We start from the raw sequence: 21,605 nt of genomic DNA, 5'->3' as shown, positions 1-21,605 counted from the left end.
CATTTAGGCTTTAAGGTGGTGGCATTAATGGGTATATCAGTAAACCTAGATTATTTTTGGTGGTTGTTGGCTGCTTTGAGCATAACAGCGGCTGTAATTTTCTCGCTGATTTTTTGTAATAGAAAGGCTCTACAGAGATTAGGGCAACGGTTCTTAGAAGATTAACTCAACAAACGGCTCCTAACTTGGAGCCGTTTTTGTATCAACAATTCCCTCAAATTTGCCAAATTTTGTAGGTGCGCAACGCTATCTCCATCATCAATTATGGAGATTGGGAAATGAAAACAGATTATTGTCTGATGTCGGAATACAGAGACATGGTTGAAAAGGTATCGGCAGTTTATGGGGAGAAGTCCAAAGCTTGTATTAACAACTACATTGATTCTACGCTGATAGAGGAGGTTAGGAAGTGGAAGGTGATATCTGCGTTGTTTCTTTTCTTTGGTATTTTGTTACTTCCTATTCTGTTAGGTCTCCCCTTAATTTTGGGCGGTATAACTCTTTACATTCTGATACCAAAGAAAATGGAGAGTCTGATCGAGCAGTACAGAGTCTTGGTGAAAAACGACAACACCCTAAAATGATCAATAACGCTACCGTTTACTAAACTTCTCTATCTGAAGTCTTGAATCGTTTTGGATCCACTTTAGTTTCTAAAGAGCTAGCCTTACTTGCTTCAGAGATAAGGCTAGCTTTGGAGTGAATTTTGAGAGTAATCACCGAAATCATTCTTCCTCAAGATTAAAACTATCCATAAGGGAATCCAGAGAAATGAAAAGGTCAGCCCCAAAATAAAAGTGTCGTTTAAATGACTTTTTGGCTGAGCAACTGACGGTCTACCGCTATCGCTACTAGACCATCAATCATTATTTAGGTGCTACTTACTATTTTTTAGCACTCTTTCAATGCTTATGAATAATACCAGAAATTAGACCCACCAATCGTAGCTCTTCTATATTAGAAAATTTTTTCTATCGTCACTCCTCTACTCCCCCCGTTACTGGACGTCCGGGAACGCTTGTTTGTGTGCAGTGTTTTATGAATATCGCAGAAATTTAGAATGAAATAATGTGGGTTATTATCCGGTACGTAATTCATTACATTAGCCTGAGTATTTTGAAGCGAAGTGGATTAAAGCAAAACATTGAATACTGCTCTAGAACTACTACAAGAACCCTGATCTTCACTAAATATTTGGCATTTTGCTCCATACGACAATATTTTTGCCGTATGGGGTTCTAATGGAGAGCTTCAGTATTAGATGAGCCTGCAAATACCCCATATGACATTTTTTTGGACATCTGGGGGCTTTGTCTGCTCAGAAAGGCATGAGCGGGAAAAGCGAGTCCCCATATGTATTTTTTTTGCTTTTTGGGGGATTTCCCTCAAATTTTGAGATTTAAAATGCTCAGTTACTATCAAGTATCAAAATAGGAGTATTTTATGAAACAGAATTCAAAGAATGTTATTCCACATGAACCTACTAAGCTTGCTCTTTCAAAAGGAGAAGTTGAGCTTTTAGAAACTGCTTTCAAAAAGTTGAGGAGGAATAGACATCTCACTCCCGTACAAAGAAAAATGAAGTCCCTCAGAATAGGTGCAAACGCGAGGAGAATATATCAGCAAGTTTTGATAGCGAATGGTGTCAGGTTTAAAGTCTAGAATAAGGCATTCTGGTTATCGAGATAAGTCACATAACTTATCGATAATCATTATTGTGATAATATTTACCGTCATAGCTTTCACTGGCTTAACTTAGTTTTGCCTTAATTTCTTGCTGGAAACCAGTCATGCAGTAGATTACGAAAAAGTACAAGGAACGCTGGCAGGGTATAAAATTGCAAGCGGCCTAATGACACTATTCTGGGGCAACTTATATAACTCGCAAGTTCAAAAGTAGCAGCTCATATACTTTATTCTTTGATATGCCAGCGTTGGTATTTCTACTTTTTGGGGCTAGGCAATTCGTTGTCTGGCTTACGCAGTATATTGCTGAAAAAGTAATCCCCGATGATTGAAAGGCCTGTTCAAAATGAACCAGTTTGATTACGAGCAAACAAGGTTATAAGTAACCTTTCCCCTGAACTAGCACCACTCTTTCGATGAGATTTTTCATGTTATGCTGCCTGTTTAGCATACTCAAAAGACAGCAGGTAATTCAGAGAGCTATGTGGCCGAACCTGGTTTTAATGCTCACTCCATAGCTCTACTTCTTATATTGCCTCGTCCATTGTTTTAAACCAATTCTGATTCAGATATTCGTTTCTGAGCTTACCATTAAGGCTTTCCACGAAGGAATTTTGGGTCGGTTTACCAGGCTTGATAAAGCCAAGTTCAACACCCGTTTCCTTGCTCCATAAGAACATCGCCTTACTGGTAAATTCTGTTCCGTTGTCGCAAATAACCTTTGCTGGTTTTCCCCGTTGCTCAATGAGCTGACTCAGGAAGCGTGCACCTGACGACCGCTGAAGGAGACAGAAACTAGTTGGCCGACCGTTTGGCGAGAGTAATCGTCTAACACGTTCAGTACCCTTAAGCGCCTGCCGTTGCTAAGTTTTCAGATACGAAATCCATAGACCAGCGTTGCTCTGGTGCTTTTGGTATCTCAAACGGTTATCTTGGTTGAGTCAGCTTCTTGCGTTTCCTTGTCCTTATCTGTAACGCCTCTTCGGTATAACGCCGGTAGGTATGCTTGCAGTTCACAACAAGCCCTTCGCCTTTGAGTAAGCCATGCAGCATCAAATAACCATACTGAGCACGCTGTGATGCTAATTCTTTCAACCGTGCGCGCTAAGCGCTATTAGGTTTTGTCTTATGGCAATATCTGAATGCGGTTTGGCTTGACACCAGCAAGCTTGCAGGCAACCCGTTCTCTAAGCTTACACGTATCAATAAGGTGACGGGTGACAGGCTTTCTTGCTGCTGGCGTTGCCACTTTTTTGGAAGCACATCCTTCATCGCTTATACTCTAATAGCCTGTCAGCCAAAATCTTTTTCAGCTTGTTGTTCTCAGACTCAAGCTCTTTTAAGCGCTTGGCTTCGTTGACCTCCTGGCCCACATACTTGCTGTGCCAATCATAAAAAGTCCCTGACGAAATACCCATCTCACGGAAGATATCGCCCATCTTTGCGCCAGCTTCATGCTGCTTGACGGCCTTGGAAATTTGTTTTTCACTGTAGCGCTTTTCATTTTGAGGTCTGCATTGTCTCCAGTTTATTGGAAATCTCATCAATATCATGGTGCTATTTTTTTGGGGGGAAGGTCATTAATATTCAAAATTTAATTGCTTCGTATGGCTCTTTTTTTGCCATTTGGGGGACGGCCGCATCGCCTCTTTAATACTGCCCAAGCTTACGGGGGCGCCAAAAGTATTTTTTTTGCCATTTGGGGTTTTGATAAAATGTTGGAGGACCTTCTAGATTACTAGGAGGTACGATTTTTAGTATTAACAGTATTTATTTAGCAGCGCATGAACGCTGTAATAACAAAAAGTGATATGACAATAGAGTAAGATCACACGCGGAAAACACGGCAAGAATTTGATGCGTTTATTATTTAATATTTCGCTTATAGAGATTCATTCGTCGATTAATCAAAACCCAACCATCCCCTACATTTTCTTTAATTTTCACGTGCCGAGGCGCAATAAAACTACTAAGGTGGGTATGGTATTTGGGGCGAGAGAAAAAGACATAAGGTAAACTCGCAGCATATCCCTTTGCTTTTTCTGCATCCTCTAATCGAATGGATGATTCAGGCCGCAGCTTTATCCGGCGTTTAACCGCAAATTCTGCGTTTTGATGTGCATCTAGTAACGACTTGTCGTGTTCAAGCTTCTCTAGCCAACTTTGACGAGAATAAGACAAGGGAACGGTGTGAACCCCTTTATCTATTTTCTGTTTCAACTCTTCGAGCGTATAAGCTTTATGAAGTGGGCGTGAAACCCAATTGAAATTTACGCGGTGAACATCTTCTTTAAATGCATAGATGGTGCGATAAGCCGACGTTGTGATTAAATAATTGAATCGGTCATGCACGTTCTGCCACTTTTCGTAGGCATCATCACTGCTTTTTACTACTGCCGCTCTAAATGCTTTCTTCTCATTATTGATCTTTTCAATGCAAGCAATAATCTCTCGTTTGTTTTTGATTGCTACTACGAAGCCAGGGTGTTTTTGTACGAACCGGCGTGACTTTTGTGGCGTTTCATCGAATACGTACATGTCCTTATAAGCATCAATAATTTTTAAAATCGCTTCTTGGCCAGTAAACATATCAACATTAATGCTTGAGTAGCCGTGCTCAATAAGTTCCTCTTCTTGTTCTTTAAGTACAGGCTCAATGGCGTAGTAATATGTTGAAGCCGGGCAGGCGCTATCGAGGAGCAGTTCTTCTAGCTCTTTCAGAAACGCTTCAATATTACTCATGTGGAATTGTAGAAACATTTATTAACCATAGTGCTGTTTACTTATACAGCAATTTTAAGCCTATTTACCCACCAGCTCAAATCTATTCCGGTTTATGGGGTAGTGGCAGTGTGTTATAAGGATGGCTGAATTGTAATATTAAATAATAGGTAAATTAGGAACATGGATGTACTCAAGCTTTTAGAGCTAGACCCAGTAGATGTGAAAGGCCACTTAGCCGTATGGAACGGAATTGAAAACCCATTAGAAACATTTTTCGACGGGCGATTTGAGCAATGGCAGCAAGCTCAAACTAAGCGCAATTTCGGTCGAAACTATATCGTTTCGCTTATCAAGTTGCCCGGGGTTTGCCAGTGGCTATTTGTCGGCGTTTATCTATCAAAAGGCATTTCATCGTCGAGCAGTGATGGAAAATGTCATTACTATGACACTGAGCTTACTAACATAGGCGAGAGCCTTATCGGGAGGCTGGTAGTTCACTTTAAACGTACAGGGCGTAATTCGTATCCCACCGGTGAAACCCTTTCTGGTAGAGCAACGATTCACTCTATTCTACCAGAGCCAATGGCATTCCAAGATTTCTCCGACTTCAAGCATGTGTGCCTATCCCGAAGTGAACTAGAAATGCTATATCGACACCAATACCCCTCATGGAAGACTGCGCTTTCATCTGTGTCTGGCGTCTATCTAATTAGTGATAGATTAACAGGAAAGCAATATGTGGGTAGTGCCTATGGGGCTGGTGGTTTTTGGAATCGCTGGTCAGCCTATGCCAATGGCCACCATGGAGGCAACAAGCTCTTGCGGTTACTATTCAATGAAACTGGAGAAGGGGGCTTTAGCCAGTTTCAATACTCTATCCTTGAAGTCTGCGACATTGATCTGTCTAGAGAGTCAGTGATTGAAATAGAGAATAGATGGAAAAGAAAATTACTTTCTAAAGAGTTTGGTTGGAACGATAATTAAACTTTTCAATATTATGTATTCTGTATTAATTTAATATTTCACGCATGATAAGTGTAATTATCATGCGTGAATGAAAGGCGCTGGTATTTAACTAAAGTAGCTCATATATAATCTGATTGTCAGCAAAAGACAAGGAGCGGACGTCGAACGCATAGAACATTCGAAAAATTCGTGACAGTTATTTTGTCAACTGGTTTGTCTTGTCATGAAGCTATATTTCGTAACCCACAAACTTGGATTCAACGTGAATACCTTTCCAGCCATTACGCATTAAGTTCTGCAAGGTACTAATAATAAGCGATATTCCAAAATTGATAATGTCGTAGATGTCATCATTGGAGTCACAATCAATGATGTGAGAAACATTATACCCTCCATGGACAAAAGAGCTTCGTAAATCATTTAACTCTCGAAGTTTCCTTTTTAGACTCTTCTGTTGGCGCTCTTCTATGTTTAGTAAAAAATTAACTTTCTCACTGATATCAGTAAAACCTCGACCTGCGTTTGTACCGAAAATAGCCTCTAGCGCATGAAAAATCCAAGTTACTGTAATTATGTCATAGTCACTCATACGTGCAATATGCAAAAGTGAAAATATCGCTTTTTCGATAGAGTTTGAGGCAACGATCTTAGTTTCAATTCCTAACGAGCGATACCAGTCAAAGCTAGTTTTAATACTTACGAAATCAACAAAAGGTACTTGCCTAGTAAATACGTTTTCCAATGCGCACTCAAATGTAAAGCTTGAAAGTTTCATTGGTCTGTAATCATCATCCCTTTCAAGTTTCGCATTAAAAAAATTAATTATCCCAGGTGCTGCCAAATTACAAATGATAAATAGATCTAATAAATATCGGCGGAGGTATGCTTGAATCTTACCAGCATCAACATCAGAACTAAGAGATAAATTTATTGGGATAGTTATCTCTTTAAGAGGGGAAATTTTTTTATATAACGTATCACCTACTACAATATGATAAGGACCATTGGTGTCCTCACTTTGGATAAATATTTCTTCAAGTTGAGTCCAGTCCATTGATATGTTGAAGGTGATACCTTCCCAGACGAATTGATCATTTCGGTAAACTTCACAAAGCTCTCTGATAGCTGCGAGATGTTTAGAATAAGTATCACCTTCGACTTCATTGTGCCTTGGAGACCAATCTATCAATAAACTACTACTATATTCCACTATACTTCCTTTACTTCATAACAGCTTATTATTGATATTTTATAGTAACACTCATTTCTAACGAAAAACCAGATTCTGTCTTTAAGATAAAATATATATGATGTTTTCTTTACGTAGATAACGGTCTACCAAAGTTAGTTCCGTTCTGTTATCTAAAATCTCAGATTAAGTCGGGATTAACCCAATTTAGCTTTTGAAAACTTTTTTTAAAATAAAAACATTACCAATAGACATTAGCTTTCTATCCCAAACTTTTACATCAATGTCACCATTATAACGAATAAAGTGAGGCTTATATCTGACCTGTACTATCATTGAATTTCGAAAACTATCACGAATTGATTCTACTTTTTTCATAAATAGACGGTCTCGGTCTTCCACCCTATTCTTATCGCATGTCACATTTATTGCGACCATTGGTATAAACTTGTTATTTGCAAGAATGTTATTTATCGTTTCTTCTGGTGAATTGAATAGCAGTGTCTCCAACTCTATATCCATCAGTTGCTCCGTTGCTTTGTCTAACGCCTTTTCAATTCTATTATTGTTGGTTGCGCTGCTTCTGACTGCCTTGCACTCAATAAAAGTGGCGTGTCTCTTACTGAATAAACCTATATCAATGCGCCCCTTTGACCCTTTTTCATATCTTGTTGCTGTCATTTCGGATACTGGCCAAAAGACAGCTTTGTCATTTCGGTGTAGATTGTAGGCTGCTTGCATGATGAGTGGCGTTAGGGACACTTCTTTGGCAGCTGTCGGTAAGCACAGTTCTGGCACGAAGGGAACAGATTCTCTGTATTCGCAAATTTGTCGGCATACTTCATCCATTAGGTCACGTAGTGAAGCTAGCATGTTATTGGGTGCGAATATTCTCCAATAGTTTTCTTCAATCAACACTTGCACTCCTTGCTATGGATTTTACTACGATATTATATAAATCAGACTGGTTAAGCGCTTCTTGTCGAGGGTTGCCGGTGCGCTTCTTTGTTTGCTTTGCTGCTCTCCAGCCTTCATCGAAAGCCAGTTCGATAATTAACGATAAGCGCTCTCTGTCGTAGTTTTTCAGTCTTTTGGTAAAGCTGTCGAGCATCAACTCGGTGCTATCAAAGTTTCCTTCGCCTAACCGCTGCTTAGCCAGGTCCACATCGTGTTCATATTCGCGATAGTCCGGTGACAATAAAAAGTCTATCGCCTCTTCCAATGTGTCGGCGCCCACCTGCGCTTTAAACTTATCAAGCATATTAAGAGAATGTGATTTTAATTGAAGATTTTTTATTCCTCTTTTTTCTCTGTGTTTGTGCGCTCTAAATCTATTTTGAAGCTTTTTAATGGCATCTTGAGTAATTATTTCTCTAAGGCAATCATAAGTCTTTTTAGGCTCTAAAAAATCAATATCTTCATCGTTTATAATTTCTTTTTCGTCACTTATAAAATCGTCGCTTTTTAAAGATGAAATGAATTTATCAAAATTCTTTTCTATATATTCCTGCCAAGTTTTATCGTTGCTCACTACCCTGCCCTGCGCTTTCGTTACTTATAACGCTTTTATATCACGACTATAACCACCCTACTACTGCTATTCTATGCAAGCGTTATATGTAACGCTTTATTTGTTCTTCGTGCTGTGCTATTTTATTATTATAGATAATTAGCATTATATGTATTAATAACATGGCAAATGAGATTGCATTAGCTCAAAGCGACTTTTCACTGAATGAAGAACATCGAGCGCTGGTGGTTCAAAATCTCACTGAACTGAAAGAATCGGTGTGGGAAACGATGTCGTTGAATACGCGTAAGGCATATCAATCTGATTTCAATCAATACCTCAAGTTTTGTCGTGCACATGCATTGCCGGCACTGGCAAGTGATTGGAAAATTACTAAGATTGCATGCCAGGCGTTCTTCGATGAACTTATGGCGTCTGAGCTTAAACATCACACCATCAAACGAAAGCTCGCGTCGGTGCGCTTTTTCATTGGCGTAAGCGAGTTACCCGACCCATGGAAGCACTCCAAGCTTTTCAGTCGTTATGTGAATGGGAGGCTTAAAGAAAAACCAGCGGCGCAAAAGCAAGCAAAGCCATTAAAGTTAAATGATGTGCGCGTAGCAAATCGCGTGTTAAATGTGGACTCGTTATTGGGCCTACGCGATGCGGTGCTGGTTAATGTTGCACTCGATACACTTTTTCGCGCATCCAATATTTTGGCCATCACAGTCAGCCATATCGATTGGCAGGCAAAGACAATTTTTGCTCCACGCTCCAAAACGGATCAATCAGGTGAAGGCCACTACGGGTATCTATCTGACGAGACCGCAGCGTTGCTTACAAGGTGGCTAGATAAAGCCAAAATTACTGATGGTTTTGTATTTCGCAAGCTCTCTCCCAAGCAAACAGTTCAGAAAGAGCCTATGCAATACCAAGCATTATTGAAAAGGTATGAGGCAATAGGTATAGCCATAAACACCGAAGGTAAATTTACCTGCCACAGCACGCGCACTGGTGGTGTTCTTACACTCATGGAAGCTGATGTACCTATGGCGGAAATTGTGCTTTCAGGGAATTGGAAAAGTGAAGCTATGGCCATCCGCTACGCTAATCAATATCAGGCGGGTAAAACTGGTATGGCGAAAGTGAGATAAAGAGAATCAATAAGTTTGTGAAGTAACTCCATCCGTTTCCATAATTTATTGCCCTTTACAATTAAAATGATGGAAACGTCACTTTGCTCAATCAACGAAGTCTTTGAGCATTGATTAAATACGAGCCTAACCTTAGAAAACATCAAGCACATAGCGACCCCACCTGACTGAAATTGATTAATATTAAATTATACTTAAGTCTAAGTTAGTTTAACTGGTTGACTCATAACACACTGTTTTAATAGCAATAAAAATAATCACAAAGATACTTATATAAGTTAATTTAAATAAAGATATAAACTAACAACTCATTTATATTCAATATTAGACTAATGAATAGTCAATTTTTTTGATAAAAAATGATGACAAATGACTTGTTTTGATTGTTTCATGTGGTTACTATGGTTTCACAAATCTTTAACAAGGTTTTTAAGAGAGACACACCTAAATCACACAACGAAGAGAATGGGTCGATGCAGAACACAAGATCAAACATAAATAGAAAGCTGTTAGGGAATACGGCGGCACTATTATTAACCATTAGCTCTCCCACACTACTTGCTCAGGAAGTTAATACCGCAGTAAATAACGCTCAACAGAAAGTAGATAATAAATCCCAAGACGAAGACGTTGAGGTCATTGAAGTTTCTGGTGTTAGAGCTTCTCTGGAAAATGCGCTTAATACCAAACGTAATGCCGCATCTATCGTAGATGCCATCTCTGCTACTGATATCGACGCACTTCCAGCGCTCGATTTTGGTGAGGCACTTCAAGCAATCCCGGGCGTACAACTTAATTCAGATGAGGAAGGCAGACAAAGTACTATAAGCCTTCGCGGATTAGGCAGCGGTTTTGTTAAAACGACCGCCATGGGGCAGACATTTGCAACTCCCTCAGGTGCAAGCAACATTAATGCTGTCGGTGAACCAAACCCATTCGCAGCGTTTGAAGCTAGTATTTTTGATGGAGTTACGGTCGTCAAAAGCCCAACAGCTGATCTTCAGGCCGGTGGTATCGCAGGTATTGTAGATCAAAAGTTACAACAGGCTCTTTCAAAGAAAGATGGTTCAGCTTCTGTGAGTTTAGGTGGTCGTTATGAAGACTTAACAGGTAACGTTGATCCTAACTTTAGAATTTCCGGAGTTAAACACCTTATCGACAACAAACTAGGTGTCGCTTTTAAACTTGCAGGGTCAGGACAAACATTTCGACGTGACACCTTTGATATTATCGACTATACCTCAGTGGACACTGTAGACGGCGACGTTCGTGCAACTAACATCGCAGAATATCGCGAAAAATGGGGCTTAGAAGAAGATGCTCAACTTACAGCACCCGCGCGAGGCCGTAACGTTAGTGAATATAGCGATGGTGACAGAATTTCTTTTTCTGGAAATATCGAATACCGGGTAAGCGAAAATTTTAAGCTTGGTGCTCATTTACTCTTTTCAGAACGTGATTTAGCTGACGGCACCAAAGAAGCAACGACCATGAGTCCAGGCTTTAATACTCGCCGTCGTGACAGAGACAATTATGATGCGCGTGTAACACTTGATATGGACGCAGCACCGTTCGCCTATGATAGAGCCGCCGATGAAGAAGGTGCTCCACTGGTATACGCCGTCAATTCATACGATTATACCAACGGTACTTTACAAACTGAAAACCGTAAAACAACCTTCAGAGAGAAGACAGAAGGCATTATTCTCTACGGCGATTACTTCACTGAAAATTGGGCATTTGATGGTAAAATTACTCACTCTAAAGCAAGTAACCAATTTCAAAATGTCGGCTTTACCTTCCTTCACGATCAAGATTGGCGCGACAGCTTTAATTTTACAGATGCTGACGGCAGAAGAAATGGGGTTGAAAGCGTTCCAACTGGCTTTAATGGCTCTATAAATTCTGGAAACGGAAACTTAGATAATATTGTGGTGCAGGGTCAATTTGACCAGCCTTATGTTTATAACGATTTGGTGTGGCAAGTTCCAAACCTTAATGCATCAGCTGTTAATTCTGTCTCTGATGCTAACCAAGGCCGCAGGCTCGCATTCAGAATTACTGGTCGAGTTAGAGACTTATCGCGTGATGTAAGCAGTGCTGAATTCAACGCTGAACGATTTGTTGATTTCGGCTTGGGAGATAAGCTTAATTTTGAATCGATTAAATTCGGCGGAAGATTCTCTAGGGAGTCACTGGAGAGTATCGACCAAAGACAGGGGATGGCTGGTGTCGATACGAGCAATATTTCTGACGCGTTTTTAACATCAAACATTTTATCTTCAGAACAAAATGATTACTTTGGTGGAAACATCCCTGGTACCTTTGACAATACCTCTGGTTGGTTGACAATTGATAACGCTCTCGCGCTACAGATGTTACAAGATGGCATTGAAACTGATGTCAATAATATACCAACAGCTACTAGCTTTACGACTCCTTATCCAGACCTAATGCGCAATAGAACAGGCTTTTGGGATCAACAAGATAGAAATACTGGATTACCTATCAATCTTGGTTTTAATTTCGGAGCCGAGCAAGATATTTTAGCGATGTACGTAATGTCAGATTTCGGCGGCGAGATAGGTTCTATTCCCTATCGAGGTAACATCGGTGTTCGCCATATTCAAACAGACAACACCTTTGATGGCTTTGAAACACAAGTTGACGAACAAGGTCGTAACGGTATAGCTGCACCCGTTACTTTTGAAGACGACTACCAGCATACGCTTCCTATGGCAAACATAACGTTTGAGTTACATGATGATGTGTTACTTAGAGCAGCTTACTACGAAGGTATTGTACGCCCCAACTTACTCGCTCAACGTCCAACAGCTGCTCTACGCGGTGGTAACCAAACTGTGCGACTGGATCTTCCTACCGCAACAGTAAGGCCATATGAAGCAATCAACTATGATGTTTCACTAGAGTGGTATAACCGCGAAGGAAGCGCTATTTCGATTGGCTATTTTAAAAAGGAAATTTCAAACCTGTTTGATCAAGAGGACGGTTTCTGCCCAGACCCAGGTACTAACCCCATCGTAGATAGGTTACTGGGAGATATAGAGCGTACCCCGGGAACTAACGGCCGCGAATTCGGTTGTATTCAAACGACTCCGATAATAGACGATGATGGTAACGAAAACTTGAGAGAAGTTATCATAAATTCTCCTATCAATGTTTCTGACACAATCGAAGTAGAAGGTTACGAAGTAGCGATTCAGCAAAAACTAGACTTCTTGCCGTACCCTTGGAATGGCTTTGGCGGTGTATTTAACTATACAAGCTTAGACCAAGAAGGTAGCGAAATTGAATTAACGCGTGTCTCGCCAGAATCGTTTAACGTGATCACATACTGGGAAAACGACGGTATCAGTTTACGTCTTTCCTATAACTGGCGAGATGACCAAACTCTTAGAGGCGCAAACTCGTTTTTGGGTACCAATGCACGTACGAGAAAAGCAATTGGTCGTTTAGACTTTGTTGGTTCTTATGCTCTTAATGAGAAAACAAAACTTTTCTTACGCGCTTTCAACCTAACGGATGAAGTAGGCGAAGAATACCTAGGAACAGACGAACGCGCAATTAGCCGCCTAACCTACACAGGTCGTATTTATCAATTAGCGGTCAACTATAGATTCTAATTGATATAATATTGACGGGCGAGTGCGCAACGCACTCGCCTTTTCTTTGTTGCTTATACCACTCAATTCTATTTTTTACGCAATTTTTACGCGTGTTTTCTTATAAGCCTTGATACATTTCTGTAAGAAGTTTTATTTCTAGCAGGCGCATCACCGAATGAGAGATAGCACAATAACAGTTGGCATAATGGGAGTTTTTGTACTGGTATGTTTGCTGTTGAGGAATTTATTCTTACCTATTGGAGGAACATTGCTCATACTCCAATTAGGTGCTGTTACCTGCACAATTCTTTTTGCGCGCGTAAATGGGTTAATTGCAGCCTTGATAGGCGCTTTTAGTTTTAATTTTTTGTTTACAGAGCCATTTTACTCCGTCCGTATGACAGAGTTTGATGATGTGATAAATATAGCGACCTTTCTCGTAGTTGCTATTCTTACCAGTGAATTTACGGCATTTTACAAAAGACAGCAAACCGCTCTTCGCAAAGCACAACTCCAAGCAAACGTATTGCGGTCTGTTTCTCACGATTTACGCACCCCTTTATCTACAATAATTGGCTCCATGGAAACCTTAGATACCTACTATTACTCGCTTCCCGAAGACGATAAACGAGAGTTGATCAGAGGGGCTATTGTAGAAAGCAGGAGATTACATTCATATATTGAAAATATTTTGCAAGCTACGAAGATTCAAAACGATCTGCTTATAGCAGGGCGAGAAGAAGTGTCAGTAAAATTGCTGATTGAGAATGTATTGATACGCTTCAGCAACCCTCGTATCGTAACTAGCTATTCAGGGCACGTGCGCCAAATTTATGCAAGCGGGCCACTTTTAGAACAAGCTATTTTCAACGTCATTGATAACGCACTCAAATTTAGCGAACAAGACGTGCTTGTAAAAGTTGTAAGCGATTCGAAAAGCACGACTATTGCTGTGGAGGACAGTGGTATTGGTTTAAAAGATGGCGACACAGAACGCCCGTTTATGCTTTTTTCGTCCTCGAGAGATGGTGATGTCGGTACTGGGGGAATTGGTTTAGGACTAAACGTCGCAAGAGGTATAGCTGAGGCACACAAAGGTAAGCTAGTACTCGAAAGCTTAACTCCAGGCTGTCGTGCAATTATTTCCATTCCCAACCTAAGTGCAAAATCGTCATGAACAAAATCCTCATTGTTGAAGATGACGCTAACATTCGCAGAATGGTGTGCATTGCTCTAAGAGCAGAGGGGTTTAAGCCCCTCGAGACATCTAATGTGAGGGATGGGCTCATCACGGCGCTTCAACAAAAACCTGAATTGATAATATTAGATCTAGGTCTTCCTGATGGTGACGGTAAAGAAATTCTAGCTAGAATTAGAAGTACAAGTAGCGTACCCGTTCTAATCTTATCTGCCAGAAACTCAGAGAATGACAAAGTGGACATGTTGATGGCAGGAGCTAACGACTACGTTAGCAAGCCCTTTAGTATAAAAGAGTTGATTGCACGCATTCGAGTTCTCCTTAGGGATATTACCCCCATCATTCCAACCGCGGAACGGCGTAGAAAAATCCAAGACCTTACAATTGACCTTGATAGAGGATTAATGTCATTAGGCGACATAGACATTTCTCTCACACCAAAAGAGCTACAACTAATTGATCTCTTAACAAGAGAAGTCGGGGCTTTCGTCAAACAACAAACACTAATCCGCGCGATTTGGGGTAACTATAACAGCGAAGACACGCATTACATCAGAATTCTCGTTAGTCACGTAAGAAAAAAGATTTCTGCGCTAAATTCAAACTGTTTCTCGATCGAGACTTCTGCAGGGAGCGGATATCGCTTCTTCGTCAGTCACACGGAGTAAATAAATGGCACATTTCACGGTAATTGGATTAGGAAGATTTGGAATAACCGCAAGTATCGAACTAATACATATGGGGCATACCGTTACTGGTATAGATAAAGATGAGAAACTTGCCGAACAGTACTCAGGTGAGCTCACTCAAGCACTCATATGTGACGTTACAGATGAGAGAGCCCTAAAAGAACTTAACCTCTGTCAAAGTGAAGCCGTACTCGTAGCCATCGGAGAAGATATGCAGGCCAGCCTGCTATGCACTCTTCACCTTAAAAACTTGGGCGTTAAGGAAATTTGGGTTAAAGCTAATACTTCAGCCCACCATACGATCCTCTCTAAACTAGGAGTAACTCGAATTATTCATCCCGAAGAGGAGATGGGCGCACGAGTTGCACAGGCTTTAAACTATCCAATGGTAAGTGACTATTTGAGTATAGGTCATGGTAGTTATATTGTAGACATACACCTTCCCTCTCCTTTTCAACCAATGACAATTGACTCGCTCATAAAAGGGTTCGAGAACTCAATACACTGTTTGATGGTGAAGCGAGGACAAGAGGTCATGAAATCCCCACCGTCATCTTATATTGTTCGCGAGTGCGATACGTTAATTTTGTTCGGCCCCAAAGAGGCTTTAGTTCGAATTGCCCCAAGGTTAAAATAATGACACGCTGGAATTTGCAACGTCGTCCTTTATCGCGAAAAGCAAAAAGCGCCTATAAAGTTCAAGCAGCCCCACCACTTATACTGTCTCTGAGCTTTTTGGCTGTGATAATCATAGGAACGTTATTGCTCTTACTACCAGGTATGACTACACAACCAATCACGTTCGCAGACAGTCTTTTCACAGCGACATCTGCAGTTACGGTGACAGGACTTGTAGTTGTAGACACAGGGACAGCCTTTACCACCTTGGGGCTTACAGTAATTGCTCTGTTAATTCAAATAGGTGGGCTTGGTTTAATGACCTTTGCGGTAGTCACGCTAATTGCGCTTGGCGGAAGAATAAGCTTTTTGCAACAGTCGGCTATTAAAGAAGCATTTAACCAAACAGATTTATCAACACTAGCCTCTACGGCGAGGTCGGTTCTAATTTTTGCGTTTATCATTGAAATGATTGGCTTTACTATCTTGGCTTTATTCTGGCTTCAGAGTAAACCACCTGCAGAAGCACTTTTTCACGCATTTTTTTACACAATCTCAGCCTTCAACAACGCTGGGTTTGCGTTAAGCTCAGATAGTCTCTCATTTTATGTGGGTAACCCGGTAGTAAACCTCACTATTACCGGTTTGTTTATCATAGGAGGTTTGGGCTTCTCAGTTTGGATAGATCTTATTAAAAAGCGTACGTGGCAAAAATTGTCTGTTTACAGTAAATTAATGATAAGTAGCACTATTGTCGTAAACGCAATAGCGCTACTGCTTATTTATTCTATCGAAAAAGACAACCCTAATACCCTTGCTAATTTACACACCGCTTCGCAATGGTGGGCATCTTGGTTTCAGGCTGTAACCCCCCGCACGGCTGGATTCAATACTGTGGATGTAAGTGCATTAGAGAATGCAACTACTTGGCTTACGTTACTATTGATGTTCATCGGTGGAGGCTCTATGAGTACCGCCAGCGGCATTAAGCTTGTCACCTTTATTGTTCTTATTATGTCGGCCTACAGTTATCTACGACGCGATCCTTCTCCAGCAATATTTGGTTGCGCGTTATCAAGTGAAACGAGAGGAAAAGCATTGGCGCTTACGTTAATATCCTCTGTAATCGCATGGCTTTCTATATTTATTTTATCGATAACAGAAAATGCGGCGTTTATAGATATTATTTTTGAGGCTATATCGGCTTTAGGTACCGTAGGATTATCACGCGGTTTAACCGGAGAGTTATCTGATGCTGGAGGCCTTGTTATCATATTTCTGATGTTTATTGGCCGATTGGGTCCACTGACCATTGCGTATTTTCTTGCTAGCCCTCGTCAGAAAAAAATCAAGTATCCAAGTAGTACGCTACCCGTTGGATAAGAATAAAAACAGTGTAAGGCGTATTGTCCACGCCTTACACTGCCTACAGTTGACTTACGATACGAGCGTTTTGATGTATGAATTGATAGATTCGTCTTTGCCATTTTCAAACAAGCACTTTTGAAAGCGCTCACCAGACACTGCAACTTTTACCAATTCCTGATCAATTTTCTTCAATGTATCGACATAGTCGTCGCATGCCAATGCCGCTTTTAGCTCTGACAGGATACCTGCATTGCGCACTTGAGGCTCGCGTCTTTCAACCGGATAACCAGCTCCGCGCTCGCCAGTAAAAGCCTTTTCGAAAATATAACGGGCGTTCAGCTCAGCTCCCCAACCAAAACCTTTCGCAAAAGGAAGCGCTAACGCATTACCGTTATTTACTTGGTTAAACAAAAAGGCATCAGAAGGGTCGATACAATAACCACAGAAAACACCAGGTTGCGCATTCAAAGACATCATGGCGCCCTGCCCGGTACCGCAGCCAGCGATAACGAAGTCTACAGCGCCAGAGTTCAAAAGAACGCCGGCCATAATCCCAAGGTGTACGTAAGTTAAGTGATGATCGGTTTCACTTTCCATACCTACATTATGAACACTATGTCCTAGCGAGTCGGCCACAGACGTCAATTCTTTAAGAATTACAGGGTTCTTCGCCGCTTGGCTATTTTCCATCATTAAGGCAATCTTCATGACTACTCCTGAATAAAGTTGAATTTCAAACTGATGATATCATCTTTATCTGTCATTAATAAGCATATTAAGTTAAATCGTAATCTCATTCGTTTTTGAATTTACCTTATTTCGCGCTTTATATACGTGACAAGAGAATGAAAGTTAATCGAATGTTAGCGATCGTACTTCTACCGTGATATTTTATGATTGTATTTTATTGATTTTGGCTTTCTTAATTAATGTTACGACTGTGCTTTTTACTCACTCTCATAAGTATTTCATTCAGTTCTTTTGCGAACGAGGCGAACCAGTGTGGTGCTTGTCATGAGAAGGAGTTGACCCATTGGCTCGAATCAGACCACAGCAAAGCGATGGCTATTGCCTCAGAAAACACGGTTTTAGGCGATTTTAATGGCACAACGTTTAAACACTTCAATCAAAAAGCCACATTCTTTAAAAAAGACGAAAAGTTTTTTATAAAGTTTCAAGAAGATGAAACAGAATCAAGAGTTTACGAAGTCAGCTATGTGTTCGGGCACTTCCCTCTTCAGGAATACCTTATCAAAACTGAACGGGGAAAAATGCAGGTCTTTCCATTTGCATGGGACTCAAGAGATAAGTCGAACGGCGGTCAAAAATGGTACCCAATATATCCCGATGAGGAGATAAGCAGGCAGGACAGGCTGCATTGGCTTCAACCTTTGCAAAACTGGAATGGTATGTGTGCCGACTGCCACTCATCAGGATTAAAAAGAAACTACGACAGTGAAAAAGACACATTCAATACGGTATGGAATGAGATAAACGTTTCTTGTCAATCTTGCCATGGTCACGTTGACGACAATCATTATGCTGGTAACCGCTCCTCTCACACGGTTCTTTCTGAGAGCGAACAGCAAGATATTGGCAACTGGCTGTTAGGTAAAGACAAAAAGATAGCCACATGGGAAGGCCCAAAGCGCGACAATAGTTTCATGGAACGCTGTTTTGCGTGCCATTCACTTCGCACGCCACTCACAGACGGTATCACACCATTTGAACCTTTCTTGTCACAATTTAAACCCGCTTTGCTGACTACCCCGCAATATCATGTTGATGGCCAGATAAAGGATGAAGTGTATGTCTACGGCTCGTTTTTACAAAGTAAAATGTTTGAGGCCGGCGTGAACTGTAACGACTGTCACAACCCGCATACTGCGAAAGTGAAAGTTGAAGGAAATGGCCTCTGTTTACAGTGCCACAAAGCAACAGCATATGATGACGTCGAGCATCATAAGCACGAACCCAATAGTCAGGGCTCACAATGTGTAAATTGTCATATGCCTACGAATACTTATATGGGCGTTGATAAACGAAGAGATCATAGTTTCAAGGTTCCAGCACCGCACCTTACTGAGAAGTTTGGCACGCCTAACGCCTGTAATAGCTGCCACGAAGACAAAAGCCTGCAATGGGCGCAAGACAAAATCGACGAGTGGCATGGCCCGTCAGCGCCTTTACACCCTGCTGAAATGCAATATATGTTATTGCTAAGTGGCGACACCTTGACACTCATTAGGCATTTTTCCTTAGCGAAAAACAAAGCATTACCTGATATAAAACGAGCGACTGTCGTTTCACTGCTCCCAGCTTCGGTTCAGACTCTAGCGTTTAAGTATGCAAAAATGCTGGCCAATGACGAGAGCCCGCTAGTTCGTCTAGCATTTTCCAATATTTCATTTCTTGTCGATAAACATAGACGCATTGACCTTCTAAGAACGCTTTTGGCGGATGAATATAAAGCGGTTAGAGTCTCGGCTGCTGAACAGCTAATAGCTTCGGGGGAAGTAGCTATTATTTCCGGCAAAGTATTAGACGAGTTATACGAAGCATCTGGACAGAGCCTCTGGCGTGGTGAAGGAAACTTAAACGCTAGTCTGATTCAAGCTAATCAAGGTAACTTTGAAAAAGCAAAAGGTTTTCTTAAGGCAGGTATATCCCGAGATCCATTCTTTGAGCCTAATTACATAAACCTAGCAAATTTATACCGCTCTTTGGGAGATAGCGCTTTAGAGGCAGCAACACTTGAGAAAGGCCTAAATGCCAATCAACACTCACCGTTAATGCACTACGCAGAAGGAATGCGCTTAATACGCAGCCAAGATTTGAATACTGCAATAACACACTTTACCACTGCCACCGATATCGAGCCTACAAACAGCAACTATCTGTATATTTTGGCCTTAGCGCTAGACAAAGCAGGTAATACCAAACGAGCTATTGAGTTGCTAAAAGCACGAAGCCCTAGTGCGGAAGGTCGATACGAATTGCTACAACTCGGATTGGCTTTATCCCAAAAAATGGGGCTCAACGGTGAATTTACATACTTTAGAAAAGAACTAGAGAAAATTTAGCGTCCGTAGATGCGCAGAAATCACGTAATTGATTGTTAAAACACTTTTAGAAGGAAAACTGAAATGTCTGAAAAGTTAGGTGTTGTAGAAGATATGGGTGGCGGTATCAAGCGTCAGATACTCGCATACAATGACGATGCTATGGCCGTGAAAGTATGGTTTGAAAAAGGCGCAGAAGGTTACGCCCACAGCCATCGTCATACACAAATTGTTTACTGCGAAGAAGGTGAATTTAACTTCGTCATTGACGGTAAACTCAAGATATTGAAGGCAGGAGATAGCTGCGTGATCGATCCACATGTTGAGCACGGCACCACAACAGAAACCGGTGGGATCCTTATTGACATGTTTAGCCCAATGCGGGAAGACTTTTTATAAAAAGCAATTAAGAAGTGAAAATTACGTCTTGAAGTAAGGGCCTTCAGTGATGAAGTAGAGTGGTCATTGGAGGTCTTTTCGATTCAAAGATAGCGTTAATCGTCATAAACGTTACTCGGTTTTGCAGTTATTTATTGTGTTCTTCGATAGTGGCTTCTATTCGAATAGTTACTTTTGTGGGTAATATTGAGCTTACATATCTGCTTATGATTTAGCTTAGAATTTATAAGATAGTCGACAGAATACGTGTTTTACAAACAACATAATTAGTTGGCTATCATGCGCAAAACATTCATTCTCTTTTTTGGGCTTATCATTGCTACTTTAATTCTTGATACGATTCATGAGTTCTCTGCTATCACTTGGCAACACAGGGTGGAAGAAGACCTTAAGGTTATTTATAAAAATATTGAGGTTATCCATCCTGGCCTATCGGAAATTGAGGTAGCTAGTTGGCACGAAGAGGGTTATTTAGTTGCAAAGAAAAAATTAGCAGAGATTGATAACATAAAAGACGCTACTGCCGTCGTAAAGTATTATATTAACGGTTTTAAAGACATACACGTAAACTCTGGTCATTATAAGTATTGTATTGGGTGTTTTGTCTCAAACAAATTTTCCTTTAGATTTTGGCAAATAGGCCCTGAAAATCCATCGTGGGCAGGTTATCAACTGGATAATACTTATACAGTTAAGTATGTCAGTCCATCTTGGGATAAAAAATTGCCTGCTGTTGGTGATAAGCTAGCCTCTTGCGATGGGCTTAGCGTCAAAACAATATGGGAGTCACGTATATTACCTTATGTGAACCATAACACTCATTCAGTCAATTCTACCCAAAAAGTAATAAATTTGTTTTCGATGAGATTTCCATCAATTTTTCCGCTCTTGAATTCTCAAAAATGGAAGACCTGTGTTTTTACTAGTGAATCAGACAAAAAAAGCACTTCTTACGATATCAAATGGGCATCATTTGACGCAGAGAATTCTAAGGGCTTACTCATTAATGAAAATATGAATTCACAAGTAGTTAATGTTCAGAGCAACGGTATAATATATATAGCTATACCCTCATTCAGTTTTAATGAAAAGAAAAGCAAATTTTCAAGATAGATTTTAAAACGACTGCAATCAATAGAAGAAAGAGAAGCAACAGTAATCGATTTGAGGTTCAATACCGGAGGATCAAGCACTAGAGTCTTTGAAATAATAGAGTCATTAGTTCCAAATCATCTACGTTCTTCCACTACTGTTGAGCAAATATCTTACAATAGATTTCGTATTACGGATGAACTAATTGATGTTTTAGATAAAAGCTAAAGGAAATGCTATTAGCCAAGAGCAAATTGTTAATGATCAAGTTATGCTAGAACGCTTAGTGAATGTTTCAAAAAAAAGCTTTAGCTGGAAATCTCT

At 40.6% G+C, this 21,605-nt stretch carries 18 protein-coding genes and 1 pseudogene; 13 read left to right on the top strand and 6 right to left on the bottom strand.

Features of this window, described 5'->3' with window-relative positions; translation table 11 throughout:
• Positions 1 to 278 precede the first annotated feature (278 nt).
• Together KUL49_RS13600 and KUL49_RS13595 are read left to right on the top strand one after the other, a co-directional pair.
• Positions 279 to 584, top strand: coding sequence for a hypothetical protein (locus tag KUL49_RS13600; protein ID WP_131137638.1), 306 nt, complete (start codon positions 279 to 281; stop codon positions 582 to 584).
• Positions 585 to 1,443: 859 nt separating this feature from the next.
• Entirely contained in the window at positions 1,444 to 1,662 is a 219-nt protein-coding gene (locus KUL49_RS13595) for a hypothetical protein (protein WP_131137637.1), read from the top strand.
• Between the two features lie 455 nt (positions 1,663 to 2,117).
• On the opposite strand, the pseudogene KUL49_RS13590 reads toward KUL49_RS13595, so the two are convergent.
• A pseudogene (locus tag KUL49_RS13590) lies at positions 2,118 to 3,230 on the bottom strand (IS3 family transposase).
• A gap of 322 nt (positions 3,231 to 3,552) precedes the next feature.
• A complete protein-coding gene (locus tag KUL49_RS13585) occupies positions 3,553 to 4,446 on the bottom strand; it encodes a DNA replication terminus site-binding protein (protein WP_131137636.1) in 894 nt (297 codons plus the stop codon).
• A gap of 144 nt (positions 4,447 to 4,590) precedes the next feature.
• On the opposite strand from KUL49_RS13585, the gene KUL49_RS13580 reads away from it, so the two are divergent.
• The gene (locus KUL49_RS13580) at positions 4,591 to 5,394 is read left to right on the top strand and encodes a GIY-YIG nuclease family protein (protein ID WP_131137635.1); all 804 of its coding nucleotides are present in this window, start codon (positions 4,591 to 4,593) and stop codon (positions 5,392 to 5,394) included.
• Between the two features lie 211 nt (positions 5,395 to 5,605).
• Here the strand turns inward: KUL49_RS13580 and KUL49_RS13575 are convergent, their stop codons facing one another.
• From KUL49_RS13575 to KUL49_RS13565, 3 genes are all read right to left on the bottom strand, one after another.
• Positions 5,606 to 6,586: a hypothetical protein gene (locus KUL49_RS13575; protein ID WP_131137634.1), complete on the bottom strand. Its 981-nt coding sequence runs from the start codon at positions 6,584 to 6,586 to the stop codon at positions 5,606 to 5,608.
• Positions 6,587 to 6,772: 186 nt separating this feature from the next.
• A complete protein-coding gene (locus KUL49_RS13570; RefSeq protein ID WP_242633835.1) occupies positions 6,773 to 7,483 on the bottom strand; it encodes a hypothetical protein in 711 nt (236 codons plus the stop codon).
• Positions 7,473 to 8,096, bottom strand: a complete 624-nt coding sequence (locus KUL49_RS13565) for a hypothetical protein (RefSeq protein ID WP_131137633.1) — start codon at positions 8,094 to 8,096, stop codon at positions 7,473 to 7,475. The genes KUL49_RS13570 and KUL49_RS13565 overlap by 11 nt, the downstream gene beginning before the upstream one ends.
• A 161-nt stretch (positions 8,097 to 8,257) precedes the next feature.
• On the opposite strand from KUL49_RS13565, the gene KUL49_RS13560 reads away from it, so the two are divergent.
• The 6 genes from KUL49_RS13560 to KUL49_RS13535 all read left to right on the top strand — a co-directional run bounded on the left by KUL49_RS13560 (position 8,258) and on the right by KUL49_RS13535 (position 16,743).
• Positions 8,258 to 9,229: a tyrosine-type recombinase/integrase gene (locus KUL49_RS13560; protein WP_131137632.1), complete on the top strand. Its 972-nt coding sequence runs from the start codon at positions 8,258 to 8,260 to the stop codon at positions 9,227 to 9,229.
• Between the two features lie 473 nt (positions 9,230 to 9,702).
• Positions 9,703 to 12,873 carry a TonB-dependent receptor gene (locus KUL49_RS13555; protein WP_131137631.1) on the top strand — a complete coding sequence of 1,057 codons (3,171 nt, stop codon included), beginning with the start codon at positions 9,703 to 9,705 and terminating at the stop codon, positions 12,871 to 12,873.
• A 157-nt stretch (positions 12,874 to 13,030) separates the two neighbouring features.
• Positions 13,031 to 14,032, top strand: coding sequence for a DUF4118 domain-containing protein (locus KUL49_RS13550; protein WP_131137630.1), 1,002 nt, complete (start codon positions 13,031 to 13,033; stop codon positions 14,030 to 14,032).
• Positions 14,029 to 14,721, top strand: coding sequence for a response regulator (locus tag KUL49_RS13545; RefSeq protein ID WP_131137629.1), 693 nt, complete (start codon positions 14,029 to 14,031; stop codon positions 14,719 to 14,721). The genes KUL49_RS13550 and KUL49_RS13545 overlap by 4 nt, the downstream gene beginning before the upstream one ends.
• 4 nt (positions 14,722 to 14,725) lie before the next feature.
• Positions 14,726 to 15,379: a TrkA family potassium uptake protein gene (locus tag KUL49_RS13540; protein WP_131137628.1), complete on the top strand. Its 654-nt coding sequence runs from the start codon at positions 14,726 to 14,728 to the stop codon at positions 15,377 to 15,379.
• Complete coding sequence (locus KUL49_RS13535; RefSeq protein WP_131137627.1) at positions 15,379 to 16,743, top strand: TrkH family potassium uptake protein; 1,365 nt, start codon at positions 15,379 to 15,381, stop codon at positions 16,741 to 16,743. Before KUL49_RS13540 ends, KUL49_RS13535 begins: the two co-directional genes overlap by 1 nt.
• 54 nt (positions 16,744 to 16,797) lie before the next feature.
• Here the strand turns inward: KUL49_RS13535 and KUL49_RS13530 are convergent, their stop codons facing one another.
• Complete coding sequence (locus tag KUL49_RS13530) at positions 16,798 to 17,436, bottom strand: RpiB/LacA/LacB family sugar-phosphate isomerase (protein ID WP_131137626.1); 639 nt, start codon at positions 17,434 to 17,436, stop codon at positions 16,798 to 16,800.
• Positions 17,437 to 17,753: 317 nt separating this feature from the next.
• On the opposite strand from KUL49_RS13530, the gene KUL49_RS13525 reads away from it, so the two are divergent.
• From KUL49_RS13525 to KUL49_RS21525, 4 genes are all read left to right on the top strand, one after another.
• Positions 17,754 to 19,811 carry a cytochrome c3 family protein gene (locus KUL49_RS13525; protein ID WP_165477905.1) on the top strand — a complete coding sequence of 686 codons (2,058 nt, stop codon included), beginning with the start codon at positions 17,754 to 17,756 and terminating at the stop codon, positions 19,809 to 19,811.
• A gap of 63 nt (positions 19,812 to 19,874) precedes the next feature.
• Complete coding sequence (locus tag KUL49_RS13520) at positions 19,875 to 20,189, top strand: cupin domain-containing protein (RefSeq protein ID WP_131137624.1); 315 nt, start codon at positions 19,875 to 19,877, stop codon at positions 20,187 to 20,189.
• A 279-nt stretch (positions 20,190 to 20,468) separates the two neighbouring features.
• A complete protein-coding gene (locus tag KUL49_RS13515; protein ID WP_131137623.1) occupies positions 20,469 to 21,302 on the top strand; it encodes a hypothetical protein in 834 nt (277 codons plus the stop codon).
• Complete coding sequence (locus KUL49_RS21525) at positions 21,303 to 21,509, top strand: S41 family peptidase (protein ID WP_131137696.1); 207 nt, start codon at positions 21,303 to 21,305, stop codon at positions 21,507 to 21,509.
• The last annotated feature ends 96 nt before the right edge of the window (positions 21,510 to 21,605 follow it).

The organism is Alteromonas sp. KUL17 (assembly GCF_006538305.1).
Lineage (GTDB): Bacteria > Pseudomonadota > Gammaproteobacteria > Enterobacterales > Alteromonadaceae > Alteromonas > Alteromonas macleodii.
Note: the sequence above shows the minus strand (reverse complement) of the source record. Positions and strands in the feature narration are given on the sequence as shown.